Consider the following 12,550-nt stretch of genomic DNA (forward strand, 5'->3'; position numbering starts at 1 on the left):
CCGGTCGAGCCGGGCGATGACAGTCGTAGCGGGCGAAGCGAAACCCATCAGGCCGCAACCGCATGACGAGATGACCAGCGGACGCGCCGCGATCGCGTTTCCGGCGTGACCTGCGTCACGTCGCAGGCGCGGGCGCGCGGCTAGCGTGGCAGCATCGGATCACCCGATTGGGAAGGGATCGCCGCCATGAATGCCATCGCTGCACCGAAATCTTCCGCACAGAACCGGCTCGAAGGCTTTGCGCTCACCGCCATCCTTCAGGGCCTCCCGACCTTCGCCGCCGCCGTGCTGATGCTGAAGATGGTCGGCGCCCCGGAAATCGTCGGCGAACGCTATGGCGCCGCGGTCTACGTCGTGCTCGCCTCGCTGGTCTACGCGGCGATCACGCCTTGGCTCGCCGCCAAATTCCCGCAGCGCTTCGTGCACATCCATGCGCCGATGTTCTTCGACGCGAGTCTGTCGTTCTCCGAGAAGATCGCGCAATGGCGGAGCCAGCCCGGCGTCTCGCTGCAACTCATGACCATGATGATCATGATGTCGCTGCTGGCGGTCGCGGTGGTGAGCGTGGGGTGAGTGCTGCTGTTTGTGATTAGGCGAACGGCAGCTTGTGATCAGCGGAAAACTGCGGAGCTAGAATGTGAATTATTCCGAATCGGCATCGGAGATTGTCGTAGCCTTTAGCGCGACCAGCCGCGTTGACCTTTCTTCGGTCCTTCCCGAGCACGGGCGTATGATCATGCTCCAGATCCGAGTCGCTCGTAAAGACCAGTGAAGAGACGTGAGTTCTGCGTTCACTCGTGAATGCGTGACGCGCAATCGTCTGGAAGTAGTGGTCAGCCCCGTTCGAGTCACGGTCGATTTGGCCCGGATCTAAGCCCTGTAGGTGAAGCCAAAGCAACGCCGGGCGTTGTTTGCTGAATTGTCGGTCGCACGTCGTGCTGACGAGTTTCATGATTTTTCTTGCTTGTTGATTTGGTCTCATCGGGATCAAATTGCAAAAGATAAGTTCCTCGTTGCGACGAATGAAGTACCCGTAGTCGCCTTCCCGGGTACGAAGTTCCGCGAATGTTTTGTGAAGCCATTGATCGTTACGTACGTCGGGATACTTAACGAAAAATTCGTTTAGTGAACTCGTCTCAATTTGAACTCGGAGCGCTGATGATTGAAAATTCTCATTTCGAACGTAGCTTGAAAGGACATGACGCTTTACCCCATCAACGCCTCCGGTATCGTTTTCCTGGCCGAGGATTTCTATGCGGATAGTTGTTAGCGAGAGAGGATGACACTCTCTCAATTCACGGCTCAGGCGAGACATCAATCGCGCCGCAAACTCGTATGAGACCCCTAGTCCAATCTCCGGCGAGAGGCATTTGCTCTCTACCTCAACCTCGATTCCTCCACGTTCTGCGACGAAGTCAGCGCCCGGATCGCCGCAAAGGCCGAAACGTTGGATATTCCAACCAAATTCCAGTAGCTGGTGTGCCGTCCGAAATTCGTGATCCAAATGACATAGCCGGCCGTTCGGAAGGATTTCGGAGATGACTCTGCGACGAAACACCCGAGCTTGATCAGACGAGAGCTGACTCTTGATTTGTGTGCAGGCTCCGACAAACGCATAGGCATCGTAGATCGGCTTTTCCTTTGGATACCAAAGCTTGCGCGTCGCTCTCCATTTTCGAAGCGCGGTGTTTAATCCGTGTTCGATCGAAAAAAGCCGGGGCGCGATCTCCGTGAATGCCGACCAGTCCTCCAAAGATCTTTGTTTTCGCGTTAGCGCATCTAAAAGCGTGGAGAAGCCAATCCATTCAACAAATTCTCTCCAGGAATCTTCGGCGCTCGTTCTTGTAACGCCCGGCTGTAGTTTCAAGTTTCTAAAAACTCCTCACCTCTTCTTCCACCCGCCCCGCTTGCCCGGAGCACCACCGCTGCTCCGCGGCGAAGGGCCGAACTCCGGCCCTGACTGCCGCGAGTCGGTCGGCTGGATGATGCGGCTCGTCGTGCCGAACGGTTTTGCGGGCAGCGCGCCGCCTGGGCGGAAGGGCAGCGATTCCGGGCCGTGCATCTCGTCGAGGTCGGGCTTGTGCACCCGTGAGCCGGACTTGCCGCTGCGGCTCGCCTTGAGCGAGGTCTGCGCGGTCTTGTTCTTCAGCGCGGCGACCGGCAGGTTGGCGGCATCGCCGTACTTCCTGGTGCCGGCATAGGCGCCGGCCTGCTTCTGCACGTTGCGCTGCTTGGCGGTCGGATCGTCGACCACGGCCATCTCGGTGGCGCGCAGCCGCTTGACCTCGTCGCGCAGCCGGGCGGCTTCCTCGAAGTTCAAATCGGCGGCGGCCTCGCGCATCCGTGTTTCGAGGTCGCTCAGCACGGCCTCGAAATTATGCCCGATCGAGATCACGTCGTCGGCCATGCCGCCGTCGCCGATCTCGACCAGCACGTGGTCGCGCTCGTAGACGGAGTTGAGGATGTCGCCGATCGACTTCTTGACGCTCTCCGGGGTGATGCCGTGGGCTTCGTTGTACTCGACCTGCTTCTCGCGGCGGCGGTTGGTCTCGGCGATCGCGCGCTCCATCGAGCCGGTCATCTGATCGGCATAGAGGATCACCTTGCCGTCGACGTTGCGCGCGGCACGGCCGATGGTCTGGATCAGCGAGGTCTCGCTGCGCAGAAAGCCTTCCTTGTCGGCGTCGAGGATCGCGACCAGCGCGCATTCGGGAATGTCGAGGCCCTCGCGCAGCAGGTTGATGCCGACCAGCGCGTCGAACGCGCCGAGCCTGAGATCGCGGATGATCTCGATGCGCTCGATGGTGTCGATATCAGAGTGCATGTAGCGGACGCGGATGCCCTGCTCGTGCAGATATTCGGTCAGGTCCTCCGCCATGCGTTTGGTGAGCACCGTGATCAGCGAGCGGTAGCCGGCCTGCGCGGTGGCGCGCACCTCGCCGACGAGGTCGTCGACCTGGGTGCGGGCCGGGCGGATATCGACCGGCGGATCGATCAGTCCGGTCGGGCGGATCACCTGCTCGACGAACACGCCGCCGCTTTCGTTGATCTCCCAGCCGCTCGGCGTTGCCGACACCGCGACCGTCTGCGGCCGCATCATGTCCCACTCCTCGAAGCGCAGAGGGCGGTTGTCCATGCAGGAGGGCAGGCGGAAGCCGTATTCGGCCAAGGTCGCCTTGCGACGGAAGTCGCCGCGGAACATGCCGCCGATCTGCGGCACGGTGACGTGGCTCTCGTCGGCGAACACCAGCGCGTTGTCGGGGACGTATTCGAACAGCGTCGGCGGCGGCTCGCCGGGGCGGCGGCCGGTGAGGTAGCGCGAATAGTTCTCGATGCCGGCGCAGCTCCCCGTCGCTTCCATCATCTCGAGGTCGAAGGTGGTGCGCTGCTCCAGCCGCTGCGCCTCCAGCAGGCGGCCCTGGTCGTTGAGCTGGTCGAGCCGCATCTTCAATTCTGATTTGATCGACTTGATCGCCTGTACCAAGGTCGGGCGCGGCGTCACATAGTGCGAATTGGCGTACATCTTGATGAATTCGAGCTCGTCCTGCTTGTGGCCGGTGAGCGGATCGAACTCCTCGATGGTCTCGATGGTGTCGCCGAACAGGTTCACGCGCCAGGCGCGGTCTTCATAGTGCGCCGGGAAGATGTCGATGACGTCGCCGCGGACCCGGAAGGTGCCGCGGGTGAAGTCGGCCTGGGTGCGCTTGTATTGCAGCGCGACCAGGTCGGCGATCAGCTGCCGCTGGTCGATGCGCTCGCCCTTCTTCAGCGCGAAGGTCATCGCGGTGTAGGTCTCGACCGAGCCGATACCGTAGATGCAGGACACGGAAGCCACGATGATGACGTCGTCGCGCTCGAGCAGCGCGCGCGTCGCCGAGTGGCGCATGCGGTCGATCTGCTCGTTGATCGAGGAATCCTTCTCGATGTAGGTGTCGGTGCGCGGGACGTAGGCTTCGGGCTGGTAATAGTCGTAATAGCTGACGAAATACTCGACCGCGTTGTCGGGGAAGAAGCTCTTGAACTCGCCATAGAGCTGCGCGGCCAGCGTCTTGTTCGGCGCCAGGATCAGCGCCGGGCGCTGCGTCGCCTCGATCACCTTGGCCATGGTGTAGGTCTTGCCCGAGCCGGTGACGCCGAGCAGCACCTGGGTGCGGTCGTTGCGCCCGATGCCCTCGACCAGGTCCGTGATCGCGGTCGGCTGGTCGCCCCTGGGCTCGTAGGACGACTTGATCTCGAACCGCACGCCGCCTTCGGATTTCTCCGGGCGCGGCGGCCGATGCGGCGTCCACACCCGCATCGAGCCGTCATCCCTGCGGAATTCCGGGCGGCCGTCGCGGATCAGGTTCTCCAGCGCGTCGGCGGTGGCCTTGACGCCGAGCGCCTCCATCTTGCTGCGCGGCGGACGGGCGAGCGCCTCGTCGTCGTCCTCGGCGGTCGGCAGGCCGAGCTGCCGCGCCAGTTCCGGATCGAGCGTCGGAATGGTGGCCGAGGTGCCGTAATTGGCCTGCGGGGCTTCCTCGAGGCCGGAAGCGTCGCGCCTGGCGACGTCCTCGCTGGTCTCGCGCGTCGACGCCCGCGCGCGATGCGCGGCGGCCTCGCCGCCGGCGCGGCGGTCCCAGGAATTGTCCGGCGGCGGCTGCAGGCCGGTGCCCGAACCCATGCCGGCATCGCCGCGATTGATCGCGGGATTGAGCAACTCGGCCAGCGCCGGTCCGATCGGTTGGACCTCGGGCCGGTGAGCTTTGGATTTGGGGGATTTGCCGGGCTTTTTCGGGGTGTTCGGTGTCTTCGCCATGGCCGGAATATGGGACGAGTCCGGCAGCGAGAAAAGGGCAATCGACGGCTGGATCGGCGCACAGGCGAGACTGCTGACAGCAGGGTGTCAGCAGGCGGCGCCTTCGCGGTCGTCAGGCCCGCGGCAGGTCGACGATGTCGAGATGGATCCCGCCGCAGCCGTCGCAGCGCATGGTCCAGTATTCGGCGGCGCGGCCGGGAATGACGCGCAGCAGCGAGAGCCGGGCGGCGCATTCCGGGCAGCTGGTTCTGACCTGCGTCGGCCAGACCGGATCCGGCTCGCATTGCGGGACGATCGCGACCACGACGTTGCCGGTCACGCCGACGGCATTGTCATGCCATATCGTTGTGGGAACCGGTCGATAATCCGCTTCGCGTCGTCGATCGCCGCATCCGGATCGGACCACGCAAAGCCGATGTCGAGCATCGGAAACGGCATGCCATCGATGACGACCGGCCTTTGATCGACCCGTTGAATCCTGGCGTGCCATTGCCCCTTCCCCATCTCGAACGACTTGATCTCAAAACCGCTGTAAATCATCGCGACCTCGAAATGCCCCTTCTCATAGGAAGCACGGGCGCTGGGTGCCATATGTGAACCAGATCACAAGTCGCGCGGTTTATTTCCGACGGGCGAGGGAATCTTTCGTTCCAGCTGCTTGTTTTGATGCGGCTTCTTCAGGCGAACCGCTCGAAAACGCCCTAGCCGCGGGCCGCGATGTGATCGGCGAGCACGGCCGCGTCGTCGCCGACGCCTGACAGGAACGAGGATTTCATCTTCGACAGCCATTGCAGGCCGAGAAAATACAGGCCCGGGACGTCGGAGACGCCGTGGCGGTGTCGTGGTGCGCGATCGGCGTCCAGCACCGGTATGTCGATCCAGTCCAGGTCGAGCCCGTAGCCGGTGGCCCAGATCACGCTGCTGATCCGCTCAGCGCGCAGGTCGATGGTGCGCAGCGGCGCAGTGAGGCACGGCGGATCGGGCAGGCGGACGCGCGCCAAGGGATCGTCGGGATGATCGAGGCCGCGCGCCGCGACGAAGTCGTCGACGATCCCGAGGAATGTCGCGTAGTAGGCGTCGCCATTGGCGATGTTGGTGGCGAGATCGGGCGCGATCCCGAGCACGCCGTCGTGCGCCACCGTCACGCGGCCGAGCAGCGTCACGCCGTCAGCGGCGAAGCGGCGGAAATCGATGGTGTGGCCGCCATGGGCGCCCGAGATCACCGGCAGCAGGCGGGACGGGCCGCGCTGCTCGACCGGCGTCTGGTCGACGCCCATCTCGGCCAGCCACCAGATCAGGTCGCGGCCGCGATAGCGGCGCGGCAGGCGGTTGTGACGCCCGACCGAGAGGAAGACGCGGCGGCCGGCGCGCATCAGCTCGTCGGTGATCTGCGCGCCCGAGGCGCCGGCACCGATCACCAGCACGGCGCCGTCAGGCAATTGCGCGGGATTTTTGTAATCGCTGGCGTGAACCTGAAACAGGCCGCGATCATCGCCCAGCACGTCGGGCCGCAGCGGCCGCTGATAGGGGCCGGTGGCGACGACGACGTTGCGGGCGGCGATGCGGCCGCCGGCGATCTCGGCGAGGAAGCCATCGGCGTCGCGGCGCAGCTTCGTCACCTCAACGCCGCAGCGGATCGGCGGCGCGATGAAGGCGGCGTAGGCCTCGATGAAGGCGATGATGGACGCGGTGTCCGAGAAGCCGTCGGGATCGCTGTGCGGAAACGCGAACTCCGGCAGTCGCACCGACCAGTTCGGAAACTGGAACATCAATCCGTCCCAGCGTTCGCTGCGCCAGCGCTCGGCGATCCGCCGCCGCTCCAGCACCAGATGGGCGATGCCGCGCTGCTTCAGCCGGTGGCTCATGGTGAGCCCGGCCTGGCCGCCGCCGATCACCAGCGTGTCGATCGTCTCGTCAGGCATTGCGCGCTCCCTTGTGGCGCGCGGCGGGTTCCGTGGCGGCGCGGATGATCCAGCGCCGGAACGCGGCGAAATCGCGCTGTTCGGCGTGGAAGCCGCGATAGACGAGATACCAGCGCATGCCCTTCGGCACGCTGAGCGCAAACGGCGCCACCAGCCGGCCGGCGGCGAGATCGTCATCGATATAGGGCCGGATGCCCATCGCGATCCCGAGCCCGTCGCTAGCTGCCTGCAGCGCCTGGCCGTAGAATTGGAATTCGGGCCCGCGCGCCGTCAGGCGCGGCACGCCCGCGGCCTTCAGCCAGGACGGCCAGTCGTCGGGCGAATGCGCGACGCGGATCAGGCTCGGTCCCTTCAGGTCGGCGGGACGCTTCAACGTGTTGGCGAGCCGCGCGGTGCACACCGGCATCAGGTCGGCGGCGAACAGCGGCTCGGCGACCAGGCCCGGCCACTGGCCGTCGCCGAGCTGGATGCCGCAGCTCCAGTCGTCGGCGAACGGCACCGCCATGCCGCCGGTGGTGATCCGCACCTCGATGTCCGGCTCCGCTTTGCGGAACTCGGCGAGGTGCGGGATCATCCATTTCAGCGCGAAAGTCGGTCCGACGCCGACGGTCAGCACCCGCGTGCTCGCGGACGCCGTGACCTGCGCGGTGAGGCTCGCCAGCGCGTCGAAGATCGGGGTCAGCCCGCCCTGATAGGCGCGGCCCGCCTGTGTGGTGACGAGGCGGTTCGCCTTGCGCTCGAACAGCGCGACGCCAAGCCGCTCTTCCAGCAGATGCACCATCCGGCTGATCGCGGCGGCCGAGACGTTGAGCTCGCCGCCCGCGGCCGCGAAGCTGCCGGTCCGCGCCGCGGCCTCGAATGCCTTGATGCCGTTGAGAAAGAGCAGCCGCCGCATGAACCCTCAGGAAAACTGATGCAAGGGCAAGATAACTCAGTTTGCCGGCAGAGGCCAAGCAGCGCAGAAATATCACCATCCGTCATGGCCGGGCTTGGCCCGGCCATCCACGTCTTTCCTGATGCAGAGCCAAGACGTGGATGCCCGGGCCAGGCCCGGGCATGACGATGCTCAGGGAGTGTACCCAATGACCGAGACCACTGACGCCCTGGTGCTCGATCTCGTGGAATGGGTCGCGCGCGAGCCGCGGCCCTATGCCGAGGTGCTCGAGGTGTGGCGCACCTCATGCCCGCGGCTGACGATCTGGGAGGACGCAGTCGACCGCGGCTATGTCGCGCGCCGTCCCTCGGTCGAGGGCATGCGGGTGACGGTGACGGAGGGCGGCGAGACATTTTTGCGCGCGCATGGGCGGATGCATTGAGGCTTGAATTCGTCATGCCCGGGCTTGTCCCGGGCATCCACGTCTTGGTCTCGATCCGAAGGAAGACGTGGATGGCCGGGACAAGCCCGGCCATGACGGAAGGGAGAGCGCGCTGAATGCAATGCAGAGTCAGCGCGCCGGCTCGGCGAGCCGCGGCCGGATGATCTCGACCATGCGATCGGCCGATGTGCCCGGCGGAAAGAAGCCGAGATAATTGCCGTCGCGGTCCATCAGATAGATGTAGGCGGTGTGATCGACGGTGTAGTCGCCGTCCTTCAACGGCACCCTGGCATAGTAGACCTTGTAGGCATCGGCGACCTTGCGGATCGCATCACCGCTGCCGGTCAGCCCGATCAGCCGCGGGTGAAACAGCGGCGCATACTCCGCGAGATGCGCGGCGGTGTCGCGCTCGGGATCGACTGTGATGAAGATCGGTTGCACCTGATCGCCGTCAGGGCCGAGCTTGTCGAGCGCAAGCCCAATCGCCTGCAGATCGGTCGGGCAGACGTCGGGGCAATAGGTGAAGCCGAAATAGACCAGCATCAGCCTGCCGCGGAACTCCTGGTCGGTGCGCTCGCGGCCGGCCTGATCTGTGAGCGCGAACGGGCCGCCGACCGGCTCCCTGTTCCACATCAGGATGTCCATGATCTCGGCGGCCGAGCGCGCCGATTGCTGTGGCGCATCGCCGGCCAGCGCCGATGCCGCCGCCAGCCACAGGCCGGTGCCGGCGCATGCCAGGCCCACGCCAGCGCATGCAATGACGCGCAGGATCGCCGCGGTCATATGCCGAAGGAGAGGCGGCTGCCTGTTGTCGTGACCAGCACCTTGTCGCCCATCTGCGCGGTCGCTTCCTGCACGAAGTTGAGCCCGGAGCAATGCATCGGGATCACCACGTCGGGGTCGAGCTTCTTGATCTCGGCGACCACCTCGGTGAGGTAGTCCTTCGGCGCCGGTCCGAGATGGAAGCCGCCGACGATCGCGTGCACCTTCTGGATGCCGGAGACCTCCTGCGCCTGCTTGACCGAATTGACGATGCCGACATGGCCGCAGGACGAGATCACGACCAGGCCGAAATCCTTCACGTTGAAGCAGGTGGCGTGCTCATGGATGTGCTCGTCGGGCACGATCTTGCCCTCCATCTCGGCCGGCAGATAGTGGCTGGCGTTGCAGCCGAGCCCATCCTTCATGCCGAACTCGACCCAGGTCTGCGGCAGCACGCGCTCGATGCTGCGGCGGGTGATCTTGCCGGTGGTGAAGGCGTGGCCGGCGATCACGGTCGGGGTCTCGCACAGCACGGTGGTGACGCGCTGCGCTGCGAGCTGGCGGCGATCCAGCGTGCCGAAATCGGCGAACTGGCCCTTGGTCGGCGTCGCGCTGACGCGGTGGCAGAAATTGTCCTCGCCGCCGGCATAGAGCTTCACGTCAGCCGGAAGCTTGTCGCGGAATTTGTCGAGGAAGCCGTTGAGGCCGCCGAAATGGTCGTAATGCCCATGGCTCACGATCAGTGCGTCGAGCTTGGCGGGATCGACGCCGACCAGCTCCATGTTGTTGAGCAGCACCTCGGGCGTGTAGCCATAGTCCAGCATCAGGGTGCGCCGGTTGCCCGCGGCCTCCGATTCCAGCCACAGCGACAGGCCCCATTCGTTGTGCAGCGATTTGCGGAAATCGGCGCCGCGTGCTGCCGGCGCGATCGAGACGCCGTTAGCCTGTTTCGGCTTGAAGAAGATGTCGAAGCTGGAATCGACCAGCACGCGGATCGACAGCTTGTCGACGGTCGGCACCTCGATCGGTGCCGCGCTCGCAATCTCGACGCAGGAGAATGCGCCCGCGGCTGCGACGCCGGCGATCGCGGCCGAGCCCTTCAGGAAATCACGTCGTGCCAAATCGCGTGTCATTGTAATCTCCTATGTTCTGAAAATTTTTCAATGCCAACCACGCTGAGCCTAGGAGCAATCGGGGCGCGGCTCAATCGGGCGCTTGCGTCGTTTGCAGATCACATTCGCGCGCGGTGCAATGCGCGCGCCATTGACTTGGATGCGGTTATGCGCGCAACTTCATGCATTCGCATCTTTCTCGTGATGCGTCAGCAATCCCCGGACATGCAGGATCACGCCCATGATCGATCTCCACTACTGGTCCACGCCGAACGGCCACAAGATCACGATGTTCCTCGAAGAGACAGGATTGGAGTACAAGGTTTTCCCGGTGAACATCGGCAAGGGCGATCAGTTCAAGCCGGACTTCCTGCAGGTCGCGCCGAACAACCGCATTCCCGCGATCGTCGATCACGCGCCGAAGGGCGGCGGCAAGCCGTTACAGTTGTTCGAATCCGGCGCGATCCTGCTTTATCTCGCCGAGAAGACCGGAAAGTTCCTGGCCGAAGATCTCTACCGCCGCTATGACGCGATCCAGTGGACGTTCTGGCAGATGGGCGGGCTCGGGCCGATGGCCGGGCAGAACCATCACTTCCGCAACTACGCGGTCGAGAAGTTGCCTTACGCGATCGACCGCTATGTCAACGAGACCAACCGGCTCTACGGCGTGCTCAACAAGCGGCTCGCCGACCGCGAATTCATCGCCGGCGACTATTCGATCGCCGACATGGCGAGCTATCCCTGGGTCGTGCCCTACAAGAACCAGGGCCAGGAGATCGACGACTTCCCGCATCTGAAGCGCTGGCTGGAGACCATCGGCAAGCGCCCGGCGACCGAGCGCGCCTATGCCAAGGCGAAGGAGGTCAATCCGAATTTCGGCCAGCCCGCGATCCGTACCGAGGAAGAGCGCAAGCTGCTGTTCGGACAGACCGCGGCGGTGGTGCGATAGGGGGCGAGGGGTCTATCCTCTGTCATGGCCGGGCTTGACCCGGCCATCCACGTCTTTGGCACGGAACGTCGTGGATGCCCGGGTCAAGCCCGGGCATGACGAGTTGATGGAGCCAGCTCACGCCCCGACATACTTCGCCGGCCGCCGCTCTCGCCACGCCGCGAGCCCCTCGGTGAGGTTGTGGCTCGGCACCAGCGCGGCGAACTGCTCGCTCTCGACCAATAGGCCTTCCGCAATCGGCATGTTGAGCCCGCGCGTCACCGCGGTGATGGTGCCGGCGACGGCACCGGGCGAATGCCTGGTGATGCGGCCGGCGAGCTCGCGCGCGGCGGTCAGCAATTGGTCGTGCGGCACGATCCGGTTGATCAGCCCGATCTCGCGCGCATGCTCGGGCGGGAACGGATCGCCTGATAGCAGCAGCTCCAGGGCGCGCTTGCGTCCCGCCAGCCGCGGCAGCCGCTGCGTGCCGCCGAAGGTCGGGGGCATGCCGAGCTTGATCTCGGGTTTTGCAAACAGCGCGCGATCGCTGGCGATGGCGAGATGCACGGCCTCGGTGATCTCGCAGCCGCCGCCGAAGGCGAGCCCGTTGACCGCGGCGATGACAGGCTTCTTGAAGGCCTCGAGCCGTGCGGTCATGGCTTGGCCGCGGCGGACGAAGTCGCGGACCGCGACGGCCGCGCCCTGTTTGACGCTTTCCGAGAATTCCTTGATGTCGGCGCCCGCCGAGAAGGCGCGTTCGCCGGCACCGGTCAGGATCACGGCGCGCACGGCAGCGTCACCCTCGATGCGGTCGAGCGCCGCCATCAGCTGATCGATCAGCTGGTAATTGAGCGCGTTGAGCTGTTCGGGGCGGTTCAGGGTGATCAGGGCGATCCCGTCGTCGATGGCGAGCAGGATGGGGGCGGGCATGGCGCAGTCTCCGGCATTGGTGTTCGTGGGGCCGAACCTAGCGGCTGGCGGAATTTGTGTATATTCACTGGTGAGTATACATACGACGGATGCCGAGACCCTCCGAACCCACCCGCGAGCGCATCGTCCAGGCGGCGAATTCGTTGTTCTACAGCGAAGGCATCCGCCGCGTCAGCGTCGATGAGGTGGCCGCCAAGGCCGGCCTCACCAAGCGCACGCTGTATTATCACTTCAAGAGCAAGGACGATCTGGTCGCCGCCTATCTCGCCGCGCGCGACCAGCCCAATCTCGCGCTGTTCCGCAAATGGTTCGCGGAGGCCGAGGGCGGCGTGCCGGTAAAGGTCGAGGCGATCTTCAAGAACCTCGCGCGCTCGGCGCGGCATCCGAAATGGAAGGGCTGCGGCTTCCTGCGCACCTCCGCCGAGCTTGCCAACATGCCAGGCCACCCCGCGATCCGGATCGGCGCCGCGCACAAGAAGAAGTTCGAGGACTGGCTGCGCGCGACCTTCACGGAGCAGGGCATCGCCGATCCGCTCAAGCTGGCGCGGCAGATACTGCTGCTGCTGGACGGCTCATTCGCGGTGGTGCTGCTGCATCGCGACGCGAGCTACATGGAAACCGCGGGCGAGGCCGCGCACACGTTGATCGAGACGGCGTTGCCGAAGCCGAGGCGTAAGCGGGGCTAGGGCCGCGTCCGCTTCGCTCTCAAAAAGACGACATAGAATCCGGTCCAAGTGCACGTCGGCATTGGGCCCAGAACCTGACATCACGAAGTTCGCCTCGTT

General features: G+C 64.7%; 13 protein-coding genes. 4 read left to right on the forward strand and 9 right to left on the reverse strand.

Annotation, left to right across the window (positions count from 1 at the left end; all coding sequences use genetic code 11):
* Positions 1-186 precede the first annotated feature (186 nt).
* Positions 187-573: a hypothetical protein gene (locus ACE10Z_RS07380; protein ID WP_375787332.1), complete on the forward strand. Its 387-nt coding sequence runs from the start codon at positions 187-189 to the stop codon at positions 571-573.
* Positions 574-589: 16 nt separating this feature from the next.
* Here the strand turns inward: ACE10Z_RS07380 and ACE10Z_RS07385 are convergent, their stop codons facing one another.
* The 6 genes from ACE10Z_RS07385 to ACE10Z_RS07410 all read right to left on the reverse strand — a co-directional run bounded on the left by ACE10Z_RS07385 (position 590) and on the right by ACE10Z_RS07410 (position 7,612).
* Positions 590-1,867: a hypothetical protein gene (locus tag ACE10Z_RS07385; RefSeq protein WP_375787333.1), complete on the reverse strand. Its 1,278-nt coding sequence runs from the start codon at positions 1,865-1,867 to the stop codon at positions 590-592.
* A 15-nt stretch (positions 1,868-1,882) separates the two neighbouring features.
* Positions 1,883-4,795, reverse strand: coding sequence for an excinuclease ABC subunit UvrB (uvrB, locus tag ACE10Z_RS07390; protein ID WP_375787334.1), 2,913 nt, complete (start codon positions 4,793-4,795; stop codon positions 1,883-1,885).
* Between the two features lie 112 nt (positions 4,796-4,907).
* Positions 4,908-5,114, reverse strand: coding sequence for a hypothetical protein (locus tag ACE10Z_RS07395; RefSeq protein WP_375787335.1), 207 nt, complete (start codon positions 5,112-5,114; stop codon positions 4,908-4,910).
* Positions 5,111-5,386, reverse strand: coding sequence for a hypothetical protein (locus ACE10Z_RS07400; RefSeq protein WP_375787336.1), 276 nt, complete (start codon positions 5,384-5,386; stop codon positions 5,111-5,113). Before ACE10Z_RS07400 ends, ACE10Z_RS07395 begins: the two co-directional genes overlap by 4 nt.
* A gap of 110 nt (positions 5,387-5,496) precedes the next feature.
* A complete protein-coding gene (locus tag ACE10Z_RS07405) occupies positions 5,497-6,717 on the reverse strand; it encodes an NAD(P)-binding domain-containing protein (RefSeq protein WP_375787337.1) in 1,221 nt (406 codons plus the stop codon).
* A complete protein-coding gene (locus ACE10Z_RS07410) occupies positions 6,710-7,612 on the reverse strand; it encodes a LysR substrate-binding domain-containing protein (protein WP_375787338.1) in 903 nt (300 codons plus the stop codon). Before ACE10Z_RS07410 ends, ACE10Z_RS07405 begins: the two co-directional genes overlap by 8 nt.
* A gap of 187 nt (positions 7,613-7,799) precedes the next feature.
* On the opposite strand from ACE10Z_RS07410, the gene ACE10Z_RS07415 reads away from it, so the two are divergent.
* Positions 7,800-8,033 carry a hypothetical protein gene (locus ACE10Z_RS07415; RefSeq protein ID WP_375787339.1) on the forward strand — a complete coding sequence of 78 codons (234 nt, stop codon included), beginning with the start codon at positions 7,800-7,802 and terminating at the stop codon, positions 8,031-8,033.
* Between the two features lie 129 nt (positions 8,034-8,162).
* Here the strand turns inward: ACE10Z_RS07415 and ACE10Z_RS07420 are convergent, their stop codons facing one another.
* Both ACE10Z_RS07420 and ACE10Z_RS07425 read right to left on the reverse strand, forming a co-directional pair.
* Positions 8,163-8,816, reverse strand: coding sequence for an SCO family protein (locus ACE10Z_RS07420; protein ID WP_375787340.1), 654 nt, complete (start codon positions 8,814-8,816; stop codon positions 8,163-8,165).
* Positions 8,813-9,928 (reverse strand): MBL fold metallo-hydrolase, encoded by a 1,116-nt coding sequence (locus ACE10Z_RS07425; RefSeq protein ID WP_375787341.1) that lies wholly within the window; start codon positions 9,926-9,928, stop codon positions 8,813-8,815. The genes ACE10Z_RS07420 and ACE10Z_RS07425 overlap by 4 nt, the downstream gene beginning before the upstream one ends.
* A 220-nt stretch (positions 9,929-10,148) precedes the next feature.
* Between ACE10Z_RS07425 and ACE10Z_RS07430 the strand changes: the two genes are divergently transcribed.
* The gene (locus ACE10Z_RS07430) at positions 10,149-10,856 is read left to right on the forward strand and encodes a glutathione binding-like protein (protein ID WP_375787342.1); all 708 of its coding nucleotides are present in this window, start codon (positions 10,149-10,151) and stop codon (positions 10,854-10,856) included.
* Between the two features lie 117 nt (positions 10,857-10,973).
* On the opposite strand, the gene ACE10Z_RS07435 is transcribed toward ACE10Z_RS07430, so the two are convergent.
* On the reverse strand, positions 10,974-11,765 hold the full coding sequence (locus tag ACE10Z_RS07435) for a crotonase/enoyl-CoA hydratase family protein (protein WP_375787343.1): 792 nt from the start codon (positions 11,763-11,765) through the stop codon (positions 10,974-10,976).
* Positions 11,766-11,854: 89 nt separating this feature from the next.
* On the opposite strand from ACE10Z_RS07435, the gene ACE10Z_RS07440 reads away from it, so the two are divergent.
* A complete protein-coding gene (locus ACE10Z_RS07440; RefSeq protein WP_375787344.1) occupies positions 11,855-12,451 on the forward strand; it encodes a TetR/AcrR family transcriptional regulator in 597 nt (198 codons plus the stop codon).
* Positions 12,452-12,550 lie beyond the last annotated feature (99 nt).

Source organism: Bradyrhizobium sp. Pha-3 (assembly GCF_042258615.1).
Taxonomy (GTDB): Bacteria; Pseudomonadota; Alphaproteobacteria; order Rhizobiales; family Xanthobacteraceae; genus Bradyrhizobium.